Origin of the sequence: Paenibacillus sp. 2KB_20, from assembly GCF_052115765.1 — a bacterium.
In the GTDB taxonomy this organism is placed as follows: domain Bacteria; phylum Bacillota; class Bacilli; order Paenibacillales; family Paenibacillaceae; genus Paenibacillus_AQ.
In genome coordinates this window covers 1,106,575-1,126,733 of sequence record NZ_JBFRHH010000001.1, presented here as the reverse complement: position 1 = coordinate 1,126,733, position 20,159 = coordinate 1,106,575, and the positions used below count along the sequence as shown (strand labels likewise).

General features: G+C 49.7%; 16 protein-coding genes and 1 riboswitch. Of the genes, 13 read left to right on the top strand and 3 right to left on the bottom strand.

Annotated elements, in window-relative coordinates; genetic code table 11:
* Positions 1 to 88 precede the first annotated feature (88 nt).
* Positions 89 to 244 carry a hypothetical protein gene (locus AB4124_RS05290; protein WP_006212594.1) on the bottom strand — a complete coding sequence of 52 codons (156 nt, stop codon included), beginning with the start codon at positions 242 to 244 and terminating at the stop codon, positions 89 to 91.
* 250 nt (positions 245 to 494) lie between these two features.
* On the opposite strand from AB4124_RS05290, the gene trxA reads away from it, so the two are divergent.
* On the top strand, positions 495 to 812 hold the full coding sequence (gene trxA, locus AB4124_RS05285; protein ID WP_076324831.1) for a thioredoxin: 318 nt from the start codon (positions 495 to 497) through the stop codon (positions 810 to 812).
* A gap of 135 nt (positions 813 to 947) precedes the next feature.
* Positions 948 to 2,954, top strand: a complete 2,007-nt coding sequence (gene uvrC, locus AB4124_RS05280) for an excinuclease ABC subunit UvrC (protein ID WP_441971544.1) — start codon at positions 948 to 950, stop codon at positions 2,952 to 2,954.
* Here uvrC and AB4124_RS05275 read toward each other — a convergent pair.
* A complete protein-coding gene (locus tag AB4124_RS05275; RefSeq protein ID WP_441971542.1) occupies positions 2,926 to 4,614 on the bottom strand; it encodes a CPBP family intramembrane glutamic endopeptidase in 1,689 nt (562 codons plus the stop codon). The two genes, uvrC and AB4124_RS05275, sit on opposite strands and share 29 nt — an antisense overlap.
* Positions 4,615 to 4,905: 291 nt before the next feature.
* Positions 4,906 to 5,050, top strand: a riboswitch (cyclic di-AMP (ydaO/yuaA leader).
* A 65-nt stretch (positions 5,051 to 5,115) separates the two neighbouring features.
* On the opposite strand from AB4124_RS05275, the gene AB4124_RS05270 reads away from it, so the two are divergent.
* Positions 5,116 to 6,456, top strand: coding sequence for a TrkH family potassium uptake protein (locus tag AB4124_RS05270; protein ID WP_379407308.1), 1,341 nt, complete (start codon positions 5,116 to 5,118; stop codon positions 6,454 to 6,456).
* Between the two features lie 16 nt (positions 6,457 to 6,472).
* Positions 6,473 to 7,147, top strand: a complete 675-nt coding sequence (locus AB4124_RS05265) for a potassium channel family protein (RefSeq protein WP_076324827.1) — start codon at positions 6,473 to 6,475, stop codon at positions 7,145 to 7,147.
* Between the two features lie 36 nt (positions 7,148 to 7,183).
* Here the strand turns inward: AB4124_RS05265 and AB4124_RS05260 are convergent, their stop codons facing one another.
* Positions 7,184 to 8,101: a LysR family transcriptional regulator gene (locus tag AB4124_RS05260; RefSeq protein WP_076324826.1), complete on the bottom strand. Its 918-nt coding sequence runs from the start codon at positions 8,099 to 8,101 to the stop codon at positions 7,184 to 7,186.
* A 261-nt stretch (positions 8,102 to 8,362) separates the two neighbouring features.
* Between AB4124_RS05260 and AB4124_RS05255 the strand changes: the two genes are divergently transcribed.
* The 9 genes from AB4124_RS05255 (at position 8,363) to yjfF (ending at position 20,118) form a co-directional block, all read left to right on the top strand.
* Positions 8,363 to 9,031 (top strand): succinate dehydrogenase cytochrome b558 subunit, encoded by a 669-nt coding sequence (locus AB4124_RS05255; protein WP_339267964.1) that lies wholly within the window; start codon positions 8,363 to 8,365, stop codon positions 9,029 to 9,031.
* 16 nt (positions 9,032 to 9,047) lie between these two features.
* On the top strand, positions 9,048 to 10,790 hold the full coding sequence (sdhA, locus tag AB4124_RS05250; RefSeq protein WP_076324824.1) for a succinate dehydrogenase flavoprotein subunit: 1,743 nt from the start codon (positions 9,048 to 9,050) through the stop codon (positions 10,788 to 10,790).
* A gap of 19 nt (positions 10,791 to 10,809) precedes the next feature.
* Positions 10,810 to 11,574, top strand: a complete 765-nt coding sequence (gene sdhB / locus AB4124_RS05245) for a succinate dehydrogenase iron-sulfur subunit (RefSeq protein WP_076324823.1) — start codon at positions 10,810 to 10,812, stop codon at positions 11,572 to 11,574.
* 117 nt (positions 11,575 to 11,691) lie between these two features.
* Positions 11,692 to 12,492 (top strand): aminoglycoside N(3)-acetyltransferase, encoded by an 801-nt coding sequence (locus AB4124_RS05240; RefSeq protein ID WP_441971654.1) that lies wholly within the window; start codon positions 11,692 to 11,694, stop codon positions 12,490 to 12,492.
* A gap of 212 nt (positions 12,493 to 12,704) precedes the next feature.
* Positions 12,705 to 13,391, top strand: a complete 687-nt coding sequence (locus AB4124_RS05235; RefSeq protein WP_441971539.1) for a potassium channel family protein — start codon at positions 12,705 to 12,707, stop codon at positions 13,389 to 13,391.
* A gap of 318 nt (positions 13,392 to 13,709) precedes the next feature.
* On the top strand, positions 13,710 to 16,271 hold the full coding sequence (locus AB4124_RS05230) for a sugar-binding domain-containing protein (RefSeq protein ID WP_441971537.1): 2,562 nt from the start codon (positions 13,710 to 13,712) through the stop codon (positions 16,269 to 16,271).
* 304 nt (positions 16,272 to 16,575) lie between these two features.
* Positions 16,576 to 18,111, top strand: a complete 1,536-nt coding sequence (locus AB4124_RS05225) for a sugar ABC transporter ATP-binding protein (protein ID WP_441971536.1) — start codon at positions 16,576 to 16,578, stop codon at positions 18,109 to 18,111.
* On the top strand, positions 18,083 to 19,093 hold the full coding sequence (locus AB4124_RS05220) for an ABC transporter permease (protein WP_441971534.1): 1,011 nt from the start codon (positions 18,083 to 18,085) through the stop codon (positions 19,091 to 19,093). The genes AB4124_RS05225 and AB4124_RS05220 overlap by 29 nt, the downstream gene beginning before the upstream one ends.
* Positions 19,090 to 20,118: a galactofuranose ABC transporter, permease protein YjfF gene (gene yjfF / locus AB4124_RS05215; protein ID WP_076324818.1), complete on the top strand. Its 1,029-nt coding sequence runs from the start codon at positions 19,090 to 19,092 to the stop codon at positions 20,116 to 20,118. The genes AB4124_RS05220 and yjfF overlap by 4 nt, the downstream gene beginning before the upstream one ends.
* Positions 20,119 to 20,159: the final 41 nt, after the last annotated feature.

The following is a 20,159-nucleotide window of genomic DNA, read 5'->3' as shown; positions in this document are numbered from 1 at the left end:
TTTTCCCTTAATTGTAAAAAGTCTGATCCCGTTAGCGTGTGGAACGCGGCAGGATCAGACTTTTTATTGTGCACAAGGAGTCATCTAATTAGCCAACCAAGAACTTGATAATGACGAATCCGAAAAAGATGATGGTCATGAAACCAAACATTCCCACGAAGCCCATCATCAAATCGCCAAAGTCATTGCGTGGTTCTTCATTGATGTGCTCCCGTGGATCGTTAACGCGTACGTTTACATCCATGGTGCTTGCCTCCTCAAAAGGTGAACATGCCGTGCCAACACGAAAAACTTGACAGTCACCCGACTTGTTACTAGTAGTATACCCAATGCGCAAATCAGTTGTAAAGATTGCATAAAAAAACCGTAAAATCCTCTTTCTTTAGGTGAGTATATTTCACTTTTTCTGACTGGTTGTGGTATACTAAATTCGTCGACCCATTCGACAATTATGTTCGTACTATATGTAAATTATCCGTGAGGAGGAGAATATAATGGCTATCGTAAACGTTACCGATCAATCCTTCGTAAGTGAAGTGGAAGGTCAAGGAACGGTTGTAGTTGATTTCTGGGCGCCATGGTGCGGTCCTTGTAAAATGCTTGCCCCGATTTTGGAAGAGCTCTCCACAGATCTTGGTGATGCTGTGAAAATTGCTAAGGTGAACGTGGATGAGAATCCGGAATCCGCAGCACGTTTCGGCGTGATGAGCATTCCGACTATGATTTTCTTTAAAGACGGCCAGCCTGTCGATAAAGTGGTAGGTCTGAACTCCAAAGAAGCCTTGAAGGGCATCATTGCAAAACATCAATAAGCAGGATTGGTCATAGACTGCAATCTGCTTTCATAAAGCGCCTTCGGTGAAACCCGGAGGCGCTTTATGTGGTTATTCATAGTGTTTTATATTTATGGTTAATACTATATAATCTCCTTGGAGAGGAGGGATAGCATGGACGATTTTGCCAAACAGTTTCAGGAGCAGGAGAGGGCGCTGGAGAATATCCGCCACAAGCTGGCATTGCTGCCGGACCAGCCCGGCTGTTACCTGATGAAGAATCATGAAGGCACGATTATTTATGTGGGCAAGGCGAAAGTGCTGAAGAATCGGGTACGCTCTTATTTTACCGGAAGCCATAACGGGAAGACCCAAATGCTTGTTTCGGAAATCCGCGATTTCGAATATATTGTGACCGGCAGCAACATGGAAGCCTTGATTCTGGAGTGTAACCTGATCAAAACCCATCAGCCGAGATTCAACGTGCTGCTGAAGGATGATAAAACCTATCCATATCTTAAAATAACGAATGAAGAGCATCCCCGTCTGGAAGTGACCAGAAGGGTGCTTAAAGATAAAGCCAAATACTTTGGCCCCTACCCGAATGCGTATGCGGCACAGCAGACCAAAAAGCTGCTGGACCGGATGTATCCTTTGCGCAAATGCGGCGTCATGCCGAAAGAAGTGTGCTTGTATTATCATATGGGACAATGCTTGGCTCCATGTGTAAAGGAAATTCCAAATTCTGCGTATGAACAGATTACCGGGGAGATTACGTCATTCCTGAGCGGTGGGCATGAAGAGATCAAGAAGGAACTGCAGCGCAAGATGCAGGAGGCTGCGGAGGATTTGTATTTCGAGCGTGCCAAAGAACTGCGGGATCAGATCATCCATATCGATACGCTAATGGAGAAGCAGAAGATTACGACGACGGATACGCGGGACCGCGACGTATTCGGTTATGCTGTGGATAAAGGCTGGATGTGCGTACAGATTCTGTACATGCGCCAAGGGAAAATGGTACAGCGCAACAAGTCCGTTTTTCCGTTCTACGGCGATGCGCACAGTGACTTTATGTCTTTTATTGCCCAGTATTACAGTGATAATCCTGCATTGCCGCAAGAAATTCTGCTACCTGAGCCTCTGTTAATAGGAGGCGAGGCTGATCCAGAGTCGGTTGCTGGAACGGCTGTGGATGAAGGTGTGTTAGACCCAGAGGAAGCCGTGGATTCGGCGAGTACGCTTTCCGCAGGAACATCTGTTGAGCAGCAGGCAGCCCTTGCCCAGGCACAGGAGAAGCAGGCCGAAGCCGCTGGCATCGTGGATGCAGCCGGAGGGGCTGCCGCCCTGCAGGAATGGCTCGGCGTGAAGGTGCATGTGCCGCAGCGTGGTTTGAAGAAACAGATGGTGGGCATGGCGTCGGATAATGCAAAGGTGTCCTTAGACGAGAAATTCCGCTTGATTGAGCGCGATGAAGAACGCACCTCGGTCGCAGCAGCGAATCTGGGCGAAGTGATCGGCCTCCAGTCGCTGAACCGGATCGAAGCATTTGATAACTCGAACATCCAGGGGACCAACCCGGTATCGGCCATGGTTGTATTCACCAATGGGAAACCGGACAAGAAGGAATACCGGAAGTACAAGATCCGTACCGTGCTGGGACCGGACGATTATGATACGATGCGTGAAGTGATCCGGCGGCGGTACGAGCGCGTCTTGAAGGAGAACTTGCCGCTTCCCGATCTGATTGTGGTCGATGGAGGGAAGGGACAGATTTCCGCCGCCAGCGATGTGTTGGAGAATGAGTTGGGGTTGTTTATCCCGGTCTGCGGGCTTGTGAAGGATGCCAAGCATAAAACAGCTCAGCTCATGGTCGGAGACCCGCCGGAGCCGGTTACGCTGCCCCGGGACAGCCAGGAGTTCTATTTGCTGCAGCGTATTCAAGATGAGGTTCACCGGTTTGCGATTTCCTTCCACCGCGAACAGCGCGGCAAATCGATGGTATCCTCCAAGCTGGATTCCATCCCGGGCATTGGAGAGAAGCGCCGGAAGCTGCTGTTGAAGCATTTTGGCTCGGTCAAAAAAATAAAAGAGGCTTCAGTCGAAGACTTCAAGCCCCTTTCAATCGGTGAGAAATTAGCAACGGAAATTCTTAAGGCACTTCGTGAGGAGGAGTCGTGACATACGGCTTCTCTTTTTTTGTTGGATTGAAACGGTAAATCGCATACGCAACAAGCGCAGGAAGCACCATGTAGAAAGCACCAATCAGCAAGTTGGTGGTGTCCTTGAGCAAGATCAGGCTAATACCCATCAAGATGCTATTAAAGATGACATGGGAGAACATGGCCGCCAAATACCCATATTTCAAAAAGATGTAGCTGAACAGCAAGCCGATGATAACCAGTTCAATGGGCCGGGAAATTACAGGGTATATCGGATAAAGCGTATGCCCGAGCGCCCAGATGAGCGAGGTAATCAAACTGGCAACGAAAGTATTGCGGACGATCTTTTTCACCATTTTGATTCCGAACAGTCGATAGACGGCCTCTTCGGATATGCCGGCCAGCCAGGCCATCAGCGGAAACAGCCAAGGATAGAGCATGTTGTAAGGCGACTGTGTGGCATCCGTGGTGGACCATGTATTTAAGGTTAGGCCCAGAACGATAAAGATAATGGATTGGACCCCAAGCAGGATGAAAGCCCACATATATCCCAGCTTCATGCTGTCCAGTACATAATGACCGTATCCGGGTTCTTTGGCGCGCGGCCATGGATTGAGCCCGTCTTCTTTTTGCCATAGTCCGTTGCCCCCGACAAGGGAGAAATAGAGCAGGGCGGAGAATATGAGCGAATAGACCGCATAGAAAATCATCATCCCGAATATACCGGTTTGCGACATCCCCTCGGATTTGAAAACGGGAATCAGATTATACGTATTTAGCATCTGAATGATAAACAGCAGCACCGCTAGGAACAGGCCGCGCTTAAACGACGTATAGGCTCTGGTCTTTACGCTGTACACAATGGCAAGAATGCCAAGGATGAGGGTGAACAGGCCATACCCTGCGAGTGTCAGCAGCGTTGCATCCTGAGTCTGCTTGTTGACATAGGCGGAATGGGCGAACGGGACTGAGAAGGATGGCTCATAGGAGCGTAATTTCCCATGTTCGAAGGTGAAACGGTGCTCCAATCGGGAATCGCCAATCTTGGATTCCGGGTCCACATATCGGAGCCGGGGTTCCCCTTCCCGTGTAACCAGCTCAAGGCGCGACAGGTCATAGCCCGCTCGCTGGAGCCAAGGCTCCGCGAGCGCTTGCTTCTCGGCTAATGACATGCCGTCCTCGACGACAAGCAGCATCTGCCTTTGTACATCGCCCTTGTTCAGCTCAATCCGGTCATAGCTGGAGCGGGCGTAATCGTACGAGAAGCCGACGATGCCTGAATTTTGCATGTGCACGTCCACATTGAGGGCATTGCCTCCCGGCTCGCTGAAGCGAACGCGGTATACGTCATAGGGATATTTGGCTTCATAGGTTTTGTTGTATTCCGAAAGTTTCTTTTCCTTCGCCAGATATCCGTAAAGTTCCGATTTGGATTGATATGTAACCAATGTGTCATCCGTTTTTGCAGCCGTAAACTGCAAATGCTCCTGAGCAAAGCTTGAAGCCGCTTGCCGAGCCTGCTCCTTGGATATGATATTCGGAGATGCCATCTCGGTAGAATCCGGATTCGTCGACGGAAACACCTGAAATAATAGGAACAGAATCAGGCCGACTGCGGCAGGCGCGATGAGCTGTTTGAGATTGGGCTTCAGCTTCAAGGGCTCTCTTGCACGATTCATGAAATTCCTCCTCTAGGAAAGTTGATACTCCCACTGGTATTCGATATGCCTGATTAAGTACGCATAGAGTCAATATAACATAGTTATGAAAGTCATAAGCAGCTTATCCCAATATCCGGAATAATGAAACAAATCGATGAAAATGAATGAAAGGTTTCGAAAACGTTAGAGAACCCTATGCTTGTATTCTTGAATATGCCCAATTCGCGCTCTTTTAAAGATTTTTTGGGTGAAAAACGGCATTGGGTTACGTACCAGATTGCGTTATAATCACATCATGCTTCAAGGAACCGAATATTCCAGCCGAATTTCGTACTGAAAATGGGGGAACCATGTAATTGGGGTGAATTTCATTATTCCTAGAATAATGAATAGGGCGACCTGTGGAAATGCCCGAATCCGTCAGCTAACCTCGTAGGCTGCAGCACAGGAACCAGACCGTAAAGGGCACTGCGTTTTCCAGTGTCTTTTTTTCTTGATTTTTTTTAAGAAGGTGACCGATTGAACTCTAAATTTAACTGGCTCAGGTTGTCTCCACCGCAGATTCTCGTGCTTGGTTTTGCGGCTATTATCTTCATCGGGACGGCGCTGTTAATGCTGCCGATTTCCACAAGTACAGGTGAACCGCTTGAATTTATCGATGCCTTGTTCACTTCGACATCGGCAACATGTGTAACGGGTCTGGTTGTGGTGGATACAGGAACGACATTCAGTTCCTTCGGCCAAGTCGTGATTATGCTGCTGATTCAGATCGGCGGGCTCGGATTCATGACGATGGCTACTTTATTTGCCTTGGCTCTGAAAAGACGCATATCGCTCAAGGATCGTCTCATTCTGCAAGAAGCGATGAATCAGTCCTCGATGGAAGGAATCGTAAGGCTGATTCGCAGAGTGTTGTTGTACTCCCTCATCATCGAGGCCTGTGGTGCCATCATTCTATCGATCCGCTGGGCGTTTGATATGCCGATCGGCCAGGCGATTTATTATGGCGTTTTTCATGCAGTCACGATGTTTAACAACGCCGGTTTTGATTTGTTTGGTGATTTTCGGAGTTTGACTGGGTATGTCTACGATCCTGTAGTCAACATAGTCGTGATGTTTTTGATTGTCTCAGGTGGGATTGGTTTTATCGTATTATCCGATCTGATTGATTTCCGAAAACAGCGGAGACTTTCCTTGCACTCCAAAGTGGTGCTCACCATGACGGCTACCTTGCTGCTGGTTGGATTTATCGTCATTCTTATATTTGAATTCACCAATCCGAGGACGCTCGGCTCTCTGAATTGGGGCGGAAAATTCTTCGGTGCGTTATTCCAGTCCGTAACGCCGCGTACAGCTGGCGCGAATACTATAGATATTACGGGGCTTCGACAGGCCACGCAATTTTTTATCGTGATTCTGATGTTTATCGGAGCATCCCCAGGGTCAACCGGTGGCGGTATCAAAACAACAACCTTCACCATTATGGTGGGGGCGGTTATCGCCATGATGCGCGGGCGTGAAGACATCGTCATGTTCCGTTATCGCCTGGCCCAGGAGCGGGTGCTGAAGGCACTGACCATTGCATTACTGGCACTGCTGCTCGTTCTAATCGTATCGATGATTCTGTCAACGACAGAGGAAGGGAGCTTCCTGGAGATCCTATTCGAAACGACATCCGCCTTCGGTACGGTGGGTCTCTCCATGGGTTTAACGCCTGAACTGACGGGATTCGGGAAGATTTTGATCAGTATTACGATGTTTGCAGGGCGATTGGGGCCTTTGACGCTTGCTTATGCACTGGGGCCAAAAAAGGGTAAAGAATTATATCGTCATCCGGAAGGCAAAATGATTATTGGATAAGGAGTACAGGAGAGACATGAAACCAAAGCAATTTGCAATCATCGGTTTGGGACGATTTGGCGCCAGCCTGGCGCTTGAACTGATGGAACAGGGATATGAGGTGCTCGGCATCGACCGCAGTGAAGAGGTTGTCGAGGATATGAGCGAGCTGCTGACGCACACGGTGGTGGCGGATGCTACGGACGAAGAGGTGCTTAAATCGCTCGGTATCCGTAACTTCGACTGCGGGATTGTGGCGATCGGGAACGATATTCAGATGAGCATCTTATCCGCCATCTTGTTAAAAGAGCTTGGTGTCGCCATGGTCGTTGCCAAGGCGATTTCGGTGCTGCACGGCCGGGCGCTGGAGAAGCTGGGCGTGGACCGGGTGATCTTTCCGGAAAGGGATATGGGGATCCGGGTAGCTCACCAGCTTGTCACGCCCAACCTGCTCGACTATATCGAATTATCCAAGGACTATCTGATTGTGGAGATGACGGTCACGGACTGCATGGACGGAAAAACGCTTAGCGAGCTCAATACGAGGGTTCGCTACGGTGTCAGCGTGGTGGCCCTGAATAAACAATCCGGCATCATCGTAGCGCCAACAGCCATGGATGTGGTGAACTCCGGCGACATTATGGTCGTTATCGGCTCCAATGATAATGTGGATCTCTTTGAGTCTGAGGTCGTGAATATGCTCGAAAAATAAATAAAGAAGAAAAAAACCTGACGACCCTATATACCGTCAGGTTTTCTTCGTTTTATCCTCCTCCAGCTTACGGAACAGGATTTCCGTTTCGTCAATCCAGCGGCTGGCTGCCTTGCTCAGCTCCGAGGCTTGGCCGTAGATCAGCGAAGTTGTTCGCCGGGTTTCAATGAGTGCCGGAATATGAATGTCGACAAGCCCGTTATCGGACAACAGCTGCGGTCTCAGATAGGATTTGGGCAGAAGCGCGGCTGCCTTGCAGGTCGGGATGAGCCTGACGATCGCTTCGAAGGAATCGATCTCCATCCGAATATCCGGCATAATGCCCCAGCGGTGGAACAGGTCATCCGTCAACTTGCGGTACCAAGTGCCGGTTGAGAAAATGATCATCGGCAAGCCTTGAAGCTGCTCGATGCCGACATCCTCGATCTCCGCCAGCGGGTGTGAAGACGGGATGACAAGCTCCAGATGGTCATCAAACAGCGGAATACAGTTTAAGCCGGGCTGGTTGATGGAGGAGGCGACAATGCCGACATCGACCCGTTTATCTCTTACATAAGAAACGATTTCATGGGTCTTGCCGGTGATCAGCTTGATTTCGGCCGCGGGATGACGCTCCATGAATGCGTTAACGAGCGGGGGCAAGGTGGTCTGCAGTGTGGTTAGGCTGGCCCCCAGGTTGATCGAGATCTGATCCCCCTCCCGGTAATGGGCCAACGTCTGCATGAATTTGATCTGCTGCTGGCGCTGCTCCAGGGCAAAGGTGTACACAATCTGTCCGATGGAGGTAAGCTCCAGCCGTTTGCCGCGGCGGTTAAACAGCTGCAGCCCGAGCTGGTCCTCCAGCTTGGCTATTTTCCTGGACAGGGCTGGCTGTGACAAGTTAAGCAGCTTGGAGGCTTGGTTTATGCTGGATTGCTCTACAACGACGGCGAACATGTCCAGTTCTTCAAACATGGAATTCCTCCTATATAAAATAGACATATGTGCAAAACATTGCTTATGCGTATAGATTATAACGATTAATAATTATATTGCAATTCCATTATAAGAAAAAAAGGAGTAACATGAAACATGACACAAGTTGTTCACACGATTGCCGAAATAGGCAGCTTTTTGTCGTTGCAACGGTTTTAGGACAGGGTAAGTGTAATTGTTCTGGAAATAGGAAAGATTGAAAATGAAAACGCTGCACATTGGAAAGGGGAACGTCGACTGATGAAAGGGTATTATTCCAGAAAGCTGCATTCTTTGCTCGGTGTCATACCGCTTGGAGCATTTTTGCTCAGCCATATGATTTCCAACTATAAGGCTTTCGAGGGTGGAAAGGAAGGCTTTGCAAGCGCGGTCCATTTTTTGAACAGCATGCCGCTGATATTTTTCCTCGAGCTGTTCCTGATCTGGCTGCCACTGCTATATCACGGTGTCTACGGGTTATACATTGCTTACCAGGCAAATAACAACGTGGGCAATTTCAACTATGAACGGAACATCCGTTTCACCGTCCAACGGATCACCGGCGTTATTACGTTCGTTTTTGTTATCTGGCATATGTACGATACGCGTTTCCAAATCATGATCGGCAAAATCACGCATGACGATTTGGGCGCGACCATGCATGGCATCATGAACAATCCGATTCTGTTTACTCTGTACGTCATCGGCGTTGTGTCGGCAGTCTTCCACTTCACAAACGGCCTGTGGGCGTTCCTCGTTAGCTGGGGCATCACCGTCGGTCCGCGCGCGCAGAAGGTATCCACATACATCTGCATGGGCTTGTTCGTATTGATGAGCGTGTTGTTCGTTCTGGCTATGACAGCATTCCGCAGTTCCGAATTCGAGGCGGCGACAGCAATGATCGATGTAGTTAAGACAGTCTTAAGTTAAGGGGAGTGAACGAAAAATGGCATCTAATATTATTGTAGTGGGTGGCGGCCTCGCCGGGCTGATGGCAACCATCAAAGCGGCAGAAGCAGGAGCTCACGTTCATCTATTCTCACTTGTACCTGTTAAACGCTCTCACTCCGTGTGCGCGCAAGGCGGCATCAATGGAGCCGTGAATACGAAAGGTGAGGGTGACTCTCCTTGGGAGCACTTTGACGATACGGTATACGGCGGCGACTTCCTTGCGAATCAGCCTCCGGTCAAAGCGATGTGTGAAGCGGCTCCGGGCATTATCCACTTGATGGACCGCATGGGCGTTATGTTTAACCGTACGCCGGAAGGTCTGCTCGATTTCCGCCGTTTCGGCGGAACGAAGCGTCACCGGACGGCATTCGCCGGCGCAACGACCGGACAGCAACTGCTCTATGCGCTTGACGAGCAGGTTCGCCGCTGGGAAACTGCGGGTCTTGTGACCAAGTACGAGAACTGGGAGTTCCTGAATGCGATCATCGACGACGAAGGCGTATGCCGCGGTATCGCTGCCCAGGATCTGCGCTCGATGGAGATTAAGGCGTTCAAAGCTGAAGCCGTTATACTCGCAAGCGGTGGTCCTGGTATTATTTTCGGAAAAACGACCAACTCGGTGATCAACACGGGAACAGCGGCCAGTGCCGTTTATCAGCAAGGCGTGCATTATGCGAACGGCGAGTTTATCCAGATTCACCCGACAGCCATTCCAGGCGATGACAAGCTCCGCTTGATGTCGGAATCGGCACGTGGTGAAGGCGGACGGATCTGGACCTATAAAGACGGCAAGCCGTGGTATTTCCTCGAAGAGAAATACCCTGCTTACGGAAACCTGGTGCCGCGTGACATTGCTACGCGTGAAATCTTCTCCGTCTGCGTCGATATGGGACTTGGCATCAATGGCGAGAACATGGTCTACCTGGACCTCTCCCATAAAGATCCGAAAGAGCTGGACGTAAAGCTTGGCGGTATCATCGAGATCTATGAGAAATTCATGGGCGACGATCCGCGTAAAATCCCGATGAAGATCTTCCCGGCAGTCCATTATTCCATGGGCGGCATGTGGGTCGATTACAACCAAATGACGAACATTCCCGGGCTGTTTGCAGCCGGAGAATGCGAGTATCAATATCACGGTGCGAACCGTTTGGGAGCGAACTCCCTGGTCTCCGCCATTTACGGCGGTATGGTGGCCGGACCGAAAGCGATTGAATATGTCAAAGGCTTGAAGAAGTCCGCTGAGGATGTTTCCTCCACCGTATTTGACCGCGTAGCGAAAGAGCAAACGACCAAGTATGAAGGCCTGCTCAAGATGGAAGGAACCGAGAATGCTTATGTGATCCATAAAGAGCTCGGCGAATGGATGACCAACAACATGACGGTGGTTCGCTACAACGACAAGCTTGAAGCTACCATCGGCAAAATCAAGGAATTGAAGCAACGTTACCGCAATATCAATATGACGGATACCTCCCGCTGGAACAACCAGGGCGTGGCGTTCACACGCCAGCTGTGGAACATGCTGGAGTTGTCCGAGGCCATGACGCTGGGTGCGCTTCTCCGTAACGAAAGCCGGGGCGCTCACTACAAGCCGGATTTCCCTGATCGTAACGATGAAGAGTTCCTCAAGACAACCAAAGCAACCTGGACGCCTGATGGACCACAGATTTCATACGAAGAAGTGGATGTTTCCTTAATCCCACCGCGTATTCGCGACTATTCGAAAGACAAGTAAGAAGGAAGGGGGATTTACGATGTCTCAAACGGCAGCCGCCTCAAAGAGCGTTAAGTTTATCATTACACGTCAGGACAATCCGGAGACGAAATCCTATACTGAGGAATTCGAAATTCCGTACCGTCCCGGCATGAACGTCATTAGTGCGCTGATGGAAATTCAGCGCAATCCCAAAAATGCACAGGGCCAAACCACCGCACCAGTATGCTGGGACTCCAACTGCCTTGAAGAAGTGTGCGGAGCTTGCTCCATGGTCATCAACGGCAAGCCGCGCCAAGCGTGTGCGGCATTGATCGATAAGCTGGAACAGCCGATCCGGATTCAGCCGATGAAGACGTTCCCGGTTGTAAGAGACTTGGTTATCGACCGCAGTCGTATGTTCACGGCCCTCAAGCGCGTGAAGGCGTGGATTCCGATCGATGGTACCTACGACCTTGGCCCCGGACCTAAAATGGCGGAGAAGAAGCGTCAGTGGGCTTACGAGCTGTCCAAATGTATGACATGCGGTGTATGTCTTGAGGCTTGCCCGAACGTCAACGAAAAAACAGACTTTATCGGACCCGCCGCCATTTCCCAAGTTCGCTTGTTCAATGCTCACCCGACAGGTGAGATGAACAAGGAAGAGCGTCTGGAAGCGCTGATGCAGGACGGAGGCATCGAGGGCTGCGGCAACTCGCAGAACTGCGTGCGTTCTTGTCCGAAGGGCATTCCGCTGACTACGTCGATTGCGGAAATGAACAAGGACACAACCAAACATCTGTTTAAGCGCTGGCTTGGCGTTTAATCGGTTTAGCTTCAACACCAAGGCGTCTGACCGGGGCATGGCTTCGGGCAGGCGCTTTTTTTTGTTGTATGATATAAAACATGTGTTTATTAGGAGATTGAAATGAAGATGAGTCACTTGATCATCGAAAAACCGATTACGATAAAGGATATAAGCGATGACCTGCTCGCTCTTGGCGTACGGAAGGGAATGACCCTGCTCGTCCATTCCTCGCTCAAAAGCGTAGGCGGATGGATTGTTGGTGGTCCGGAGGCGGTTATACTGGCCCTGGAAGACGTACTGGGCGATGAAGGGACACTGGTGATGCCAACGCAGTCTGCGAACTTAACCGATCCGAAGACATGGGGAAACCCTCCGGCCGACTCAAAATGGTGGGATTTGATCCGCGAGAGCATGCCTCCCTATGACCCAGATCTGACCGTTACATCAGGGATGGGGATCATTCCGGAAGTGTTCCGTAAACAAGAAGGGGTCATCCGAAGCCGTCATCCGCATGTTTCGTTTGCTGCACGCGGCAGGGAAGCAAAGGCACTTATGCAATCCCATCCGCTCGATCATAGCTTGGGCGAAGCCTCGCCGCTGGCACGCTTATATGAAGCGGGTGCTTACGTGCTTATGCTGGGTAGTGGCTATGGCAATAATACTTCCTTCCACCTTAGCGAATACCGCACGGATTGGGCAGGCAAGAAGGTGGTAACCGCCCACGCGCCAGTACGCAGGATGCAGGGAATAACAAAGTGGGAGGCATTCCAGGATATCAACTATCATTCCGACGATTTTGAAGCGATTGGAGCCTCGTTTGAAGCGCAATGTCCCGATGCATATAAGCATGGTCGTGTAGGAAAGGCAGACTGTGTGTTGGCAGAACAGCGGGCGATGGTGGATCATGCTGCGCAGTGGTTGGAGAAGAACCGTTAGATCTAAAGCAGTTGGACGACTTTCGTTCGACTCGCTGTACGTGTTTTGTCGCTATTTTTAACAAAAGATCAGGTGGAGATGAATGTAGTTTTAAGCGAGCAGGGGCCGACTACCAGCGACCTTCAGGTGCATAAATACCGTTACGAGGGTAATAAAGACGTAATGGTACGGGCTGCCGTTTGAGGGCCACAAGCCAAAGGAGGGACTTGAAGATGTCATGGTGGATGTGGCTGCTCAATTTGACGGGCTTCCTGCTGTTAATTTATTTGTTCTACAGTATGGACAAGAAGTGGTCCAGCAGGCCTTTGCTGCTTGCTCCACTGCTCATTTATGTCCTGGTATCGGTTGAAGATTTGCTGGGGTGGATCGATCTGATGAACGTGGTGCCCGGTGAAGGCGGCATGCGCGCTCTGATCCTGCTGTTTGCATTATGCTCCGTTATTTTTTATGTGCTGTATATATTCGATAGAATTGCAGACTCCGTCAATCAGCATGTTGATATGAAAACAACCTTGGTTCGGATTAGCATGGCGGCGGGGATGTGCATTTTGTTTTTCACGATGGTGTATATGTCGATCTATAAGCTGTTCGGAGGCATTTCCTTCGAAGGCGAGAATATCGGCCAGGATTTGCTAAGCCAGTTCATTAGCTTCCTGTATTTCAGTATGGCGACGTTTGTCACGGTCGGATATGGCGATATAGCCCCAGTCGATAATACGTCCCGGCTTGTCGTGGTGATGGAGATCGCCTTCAGTTTCATTACCGTTGCGTATGCGCTGTCCATGCTGGGGACGCTGCGCCGGATCTTTAAGCCCGGCGATGACGGCTTGGAGGTGGATGACAGTGAAGAGAAGTCGAAGGCCAATAAACCGCATCGGAGAAAGCATTCATCCATGTAAAAAAGGCGCACCATTATCGGTGCGTCTTTTTATGTGCGACGGGCAGTCGTAACTTTAGCGAGTTAATCGCTACAAATAATCTGTTAAAATATGTTCCATCGGAACGGAATCGATAGGGAGCATTACATAAACTTTTGAAAGCGATTAAAAAACACTGCGGAAAATTGCAACTATGAACCTAAAATTACAAATACATTCCAGTCGTTTCCTTGTAAAATACTCTTTACAGGAAGGGGGGAATGGATGTAGCCAAAGGATGAGCGTCATGTTACTGCCATTGCACGTCAAATCAAGAATCAGGAAAGGAAGCTGAAACATATGAGAAGACGTACTGTTTCACTTATGATGACCTTGATCATGATCTTGCAGGTTTTCGGCGTGTCCACGGTTTTTGCAGGGGAAGGTCAACCAAGCGATAGTTCGGAAAGCCAAGGTTTAAAAGCGGAGTATTACACCAGCTCAGGAAGAGGACAATTTGATTTCAAAGAGCTGAAGATGACAACGGTCGATGCCAATATTGATTTTGATGATATCACACCGGTCTTAAAAGCGCTTACAGGACAGGATGAATATAATACGGTCCGTTGGACAGGGCAACTGGCGGCACCGATGACGGATGATTATAAGTTCTATATTAAGGGAGACAACGGATTCCGCTTATGGGTGGATGATAAGCTGGCCATCGACCATTGGGTGAATGATTGGGACAACGAGCAGACGAGTGCCTCCATTCATTTGGAAGCCGGCAAGAAGGTTAGCTTTAAATTAGAGTATTTTCAGGACTATGGCGGGGCATACATTCAATTGAAATGGTCCAACTCCACATTACAGAAGCAAGCGGTACCTGAAGAGGTATTTGCATTGCCAGCGGGGTATGTGAACCACAGTCCGAAACAAAGTATAATTCTGCAAGACGGCCTGCAAGCTGAGCTGCAGTTCAACAGTAAGTTGCAGGCGGTTCCTAAGGCGGCAGCGAAGCACTTCACGATAATCGCAGGTCGTCGCAGTCATATTCCGACGAGTGCCACCTTGAAATCAGATGACCCGTCTGTTCTTCAATTGAAGTGGGATGTTCCCATTTATAAGCCGGATAAATCCATCATCGTGACTTATGACGGGCAAGGCAAAATTAAGAAAGCGGACGGTCAGCCTTTATCCGCGTTCGTCGGGACGAAGGTAACGAATCACTCTGAATTTTTAATTAAATCCCCTTGGGCAGATGAAGTGGACAAAAACAATGTATTGCCTGAATATCCGCGTCCGCAGTTGGTTCGTGACCAGTGGCTTAATCTGAACGGTGAATGGGAGTTTGAGAGCGGCAGCAAGCAAACGGCGCTTCCAACGGGTAAGACGTTAAGTGAAAAAATCCTTGTGCCATTCGCCGTCGAGTCTCAGCTGTCGGGACTTGAGCGACAGGAAGACAAGATGTGGTACAAACGTCAATTTACGCTGCCATCCGATTGGGATGGCAAGCAGGTCCAGCTCCACTTCGGTGCGGTTGACTTTGAAGCAACTGTATATGTTAATGGACACGAAGTTGGAAAACACCGCGGTGGATACACAGGGTTTAGCTTCGATATTACGGAGCAACTCGTGGCCGGCGAGAATGAATTAATCGTATATGTCAGTGATCCGACGGATGAAGGCGGATACACGATTGGCAAACAACGAAACAATCCAAGCGGCATCTGGTACACCTCAGTGTCCGGAATTTGGCAAACGGTATGGTTGGAACCAGTGGCTCCTGCGTCCGTTGATAAATTGGATATGACGCCAGATCTTGTGAGCAATTCCCTGAAATTGAAGGTAACCGGAAGTGAAGGGGTTACAGATGAAGCGGTTGAAGCTATTGTTTTGGAGGACGGGAAGGAAGTAGCCCGTGCGACCGGAGCTGTCGGTGAGGAATTTTCCATTCCGATCCCGAATCCGAAACTGTGGTGGCCGGATGATCCGTTCTTGTATGATCTGAAGGTGAACTTGGTGAAAGGGACTACGAAAGTTGACGAAGTATCCAGCTATTTCGGTATGCGGGAAGTGAAGCTGGGCAAAGTTGACGGCATCACGCGTCCGCTGATTAATGGCAAGTTTATTTTCCAAATAGGGCCGCTGGATCAAGGCTATTGGCCAGATGGGTTATACACAGCGCCAACCGATGAGGCCATGAAGTTCGATATTGAAGCCGTGAAACGGCTGGGCATGAATATGATCCGGAAGCATATGAAGGTGGAGTCGGATCGCTGGTATTATTGGGCCGATAAGCTGGGTGTTGTCGTATGGCAGGACCAGGTGAGCAAATTTGGCGACTCGGAAGACAACCGCGCCCACTTAGAGAAGGAATTCCAAGAAATGATTGACCAGTTCCGCAATCATCCTTCGATCGTCGTCTGGACGGTGTTCAATGAGGGTTGGGGGCAGTATGATACGGAGCGATTAACCAATTGGGCGATGAATTACGATCCGACACGTCTCATTAATAATGCGAGCGGTTGGACGGATAAGAACGTGGGCCATTTCATCGATGCGCATAATTATCCGGCACCGACGATGCCGCAGCCAACAGATACACGGGCAGCCGTGCTTGGAGAATATGGGGGACTGGGTCTGAAAGTGCCTGGACATGAATGGAATTCCAATGTATTCAATTATGAGGAGCAGGAGAGTGTAGCGAAACTGACCAATCGCTATATCAGCTTCATTAAGCAGCTGGAAGAACTGAAGCGATCGGGTCTTAGCGCTGCGGTGTATACCCAAATCACCGACGTTGAAATGGAGATCAACGGCTTGCTCTCTTATGACCGTAAGGTGGAGAAAGCGGATTTCAAACGTCTTGCGCAATCTCATAAAAAATTAATCGGTACGCAGAAGGTACAAAATCCATAATGCTGTGCGATGGAATCATGGCTATTCATGCATGATTCCATCTTTTTGGTCAATTTGGGGCTGATTGCAGAAATAAGGGATCTCATGTCAGCCACTGGAAAGAATCCCCGTACGCTGTTTTAGGGTCGCCGCAAAGTATTTAGAATAAGCATCGAAGCGTAGGCTCCACTTTGTGGGGTTATTTTGCATGCAATGAAAGAATACGAAAGACCGAAATGCTTAAAAAAAGACTCATTATTCTAAATACAATCCGACCTTCGACTTTCTAAAATTAGGTAGTGAAGGAAAGAAAGAGGGTGAGCATATGGGTTCTGATATTCTTTTAGGAATGGAAGGAATCAAGAAGGAATTTCCCGGTGTGGCGGCTTTATCGGAAATAGACTTTTGCTTGCGGAAAGGGGAGATTCACGCGCTGATGGGAGAGAACGGAGCGGGTAAATCCACCTTAATCAAAGTGCTGACCGGGGTTTATAAAAGGGACGCCGGGACGATCAAACTTCGGGAACGGGAGATTCATCCCAAATCCCCACAGGAAGCTCAACAACTCGGAATCAGTACGGTTTATCAAGAGGTTAATCTTTGCCCGAACTTGTCCGTTGCGGAAAATATCTTTGTCGGAAGGCAGCCCCGCAAATGGGGCATGATTGACTGGAATACGATGCACCGTCTTAGCGAAGAACTGCTCGCAAGGCTTGATTTGCATATTGATGTAAGACAGCAATTGTCCATGTATTCGGTTGCCGTTCAGCAGATGGTGGCCATTGCCCGGGCAGTGGATATTTCCAGCGGCATTTTGATTTTAGACGAACCGACCTCAAGCTTGGATGCGAACGAAGTCAAGCAATTGTTCTCCGCTATGCGCAGGTTGAAAGAGGAAGGTATGGGTATCCTGTTCGTTACCCACTTCCTTGACCAGGTGTACGAAGTAACGGATCGCATCACGGTACTCAGAAACGGAACGCTGGTCGGTGAATTTAAGACGGAGGCGTTGCCAAGAACAGAGCTCGTTTCCCATATGATCGGCCGGGTATGGGATCCCGATGAGCAGTCAGAAGAAAAAGCCGATACACCAAATCAGACCAAGGTATTCCTTCAGGCGGAGGGACTTAGCAAAAAAGGCTCTATCCAGCCGTTTGACCTGACTATTCATAAAGGAGAGGTACTTGGTCTCGCCGGACTGCTTGGATCAGGCCGGACGGAGGTAGCGCGTTTGATATTCGGGATCGACAAGAGCGATACCGGGGTGCTGGAGCTCGAAGGAGAGAAGATCACCGCGATGTATCCACAGAAAGCGATTAAGCGCGGACTCGGATTCTGTCCGGAGGACCGCAAGGTAGAAGGGATCGTCGGCGAACTCACCATTCGTGAGAATATCGCCTTGGCCATGCAAGCGAAAAAAGGATGGTTCCCTTTCATTCCGGTCAAAAAGCAAAGAGATATGGCTCAGGAGTACATCGATATGCTCAACATCAAAACGCCTGGCACAGAGCAAAGGATCGATAACTTGAGCGGCGGCAATCAGCAAAAGGTGGTTCTGGCAAGATGGCTGGCGACTGAGCCCAAGCTGCTTATTCTCGATGAGCCAACCCGGGGCATCGATGTGGGTACGAAAACGGAAATTCGCAAACTGATCTTCCGGCTGGCCGTTTCCGGCATTTCTATCTTGATTATTTCCGCTGAACTGGAGGAATTGGTCAATTGCTGCAACAGGGTTATTGTCCTGCGCGACCGCATTCAAATCGGCGAAGTGACCGGTGCAGAGATGAAGGAGAACCGGATTATGCAGATGATTGCGGAAGGAGCTGAAGTATTTGCGAAATCTGGCAGCGTCGGTTCGTAAGGCGGCCCGTCACAAAATAGTGTGGCCGCTTCTAGCTCTTGTTATTTTGTACTTGATCAATTTGATCGTTGTGCCAGGCTTTTTCAAAGTCGAGATCATCGATGGCCACCTGTATGGCAATCTCGTGGATGTACTTAACCGCGGTACGCCGCTCATTATTATGGCTATCGGAATGACGCTCGTGATTGCAACAGAGGGGATCGATATCTCCGTCGGTTCCGTGCTGGCCATCGCCGGCTCAATGGCCATCTTCATATTGGAAGGCAGTCCCCTATGGGTGGCGATACTGACTGCGCTGGGGATTGGATTGCTCTGCGGTTTATGGAACGGGATGCTGGTATCGATTCTGGGTATCCAGCCGATGGTGGCAACCCTCATTCTGCTTACAGTCGGCCGGGGGATCGCGCAACTGATTACCAATGGACAAATTCTAACGACGACGAATGATCGTTATGAATATATCGGCAAAGGGTATCTGCTTGGGATTCCCTTTGCGGTTTACATCGTTGCCGCCGTATTCATTCTGGTGTATCTGCTGAAGACAAAAACAGCGTTCGGATTATTTCTGGAATCCACCGGGGCCAACCGGAGATCCAGCGAGTTCGCCGGTGTTAAGCCGCGAGTGATCTTTATGACGGCTTACGCGATTTGCGGATTGCTGGCGGCAGCCGCCGGTATCATCTACAGCTCCAACCTGAGCAGTGCAGATGCGAATAACGCCGGCTTATGGTACGAGCTTGACGCAATCCTGGCGGTTGTAATTGGCGGCACTTCCATGCGCGGCGGGCGATTTTTCCTCGGCGGCACCGTAGTCGGCGCGATTTTCATCCAAAGCCTGATCACGACGATCTATTCTCTTGGCGTTCCACCGGAATCGATCCTGCTTGTCAAGGCAATCGTCGTCATTCTTGTATGCTTGATCCAATCTGATGTGTTCAGACAAAAGCTAATTTCGATCAAAAGGAAGGTGACTGCGTCGTGAAATCGCTCCGGTTTCGAATTAGCAGCAACAATATCATTATATTGGCGACGCTGCTCCTTCTAGTCATGCTGTATGGAACAGGATCGGCGATGTACAATGGGTTCTTCTCCTTGCAAGTATTTCTAAACTTGTTTATTGATAATGCGTACTTAATCATCGTAGCAACAGGCATGGCTTTCGTCATTATTACCGGCGGCATCGATTTATCGGTAGCCTCCGTAGTCGCGCTGGTCAGCATGATGTCCGCTACGCTGCTTAATCAAGGCATGAACGCATATCTGGTCATGGCCATTTCGCTGTTGATCGGGATAACGTTCGGCGCCGGCCAGGGGTATCTCATCAACAAATTCGGGCTCCATCCGTGGATCGTTACGCTCGCCGGGATGTTTCTGGGCCGGGGGATCGCTTATTTGATCGGAACGGAGAGCATCGTCATTTCCGACGCAATCTATACGCAAATTTCCAGTTATAAAATTCGCTTGTCCGGGGACAGTTTTATTTCGATCAGTGTCGTGATCGCCCTGTTATTCGTTCTCACAGCGATATTCGTCGGCCGTTACAGCGGTTTTGGCCGGGCCGTTTACGCACTCGGCGGCAGTGAACGCTCGGCTGTACTGATGGGCCTTCCGGTAGCCGGTACCACGATTGCTGTCTACACGTTAAGCGGTTTTTGCTCCGCGCTTGGAGGCATCGTATTTACTTTTTATATGCTGTCAGGCAACTCCCTGCATTTGATGGGGATGGAGATGGATGCCATAGCAGCCTGCGTCATCGGTGGGATATTGCTGACCGGCGGGTTCGGTTATTTGGTCGGTCCGATGCTGGGCGTGCTCTGTACTGGAATGATTCAGACGATGATTATCTTTCAGGGAACGCTCAGCTCGTGGTGGACGAAAATTGCCGTCGGATTCCTCCTGTTTCTCTTCATGGCCTTGCAAAGACTGATTGTGATGAAGAAGGAAAAGGCGGCCGGAGGCAAGATCAAGATAGTTCGGAAAATAGCAAGGAATGACGTAAAAATGTAAATACATCCAAAATTCAAATCGTTATAGTGAAGTTGCATCAG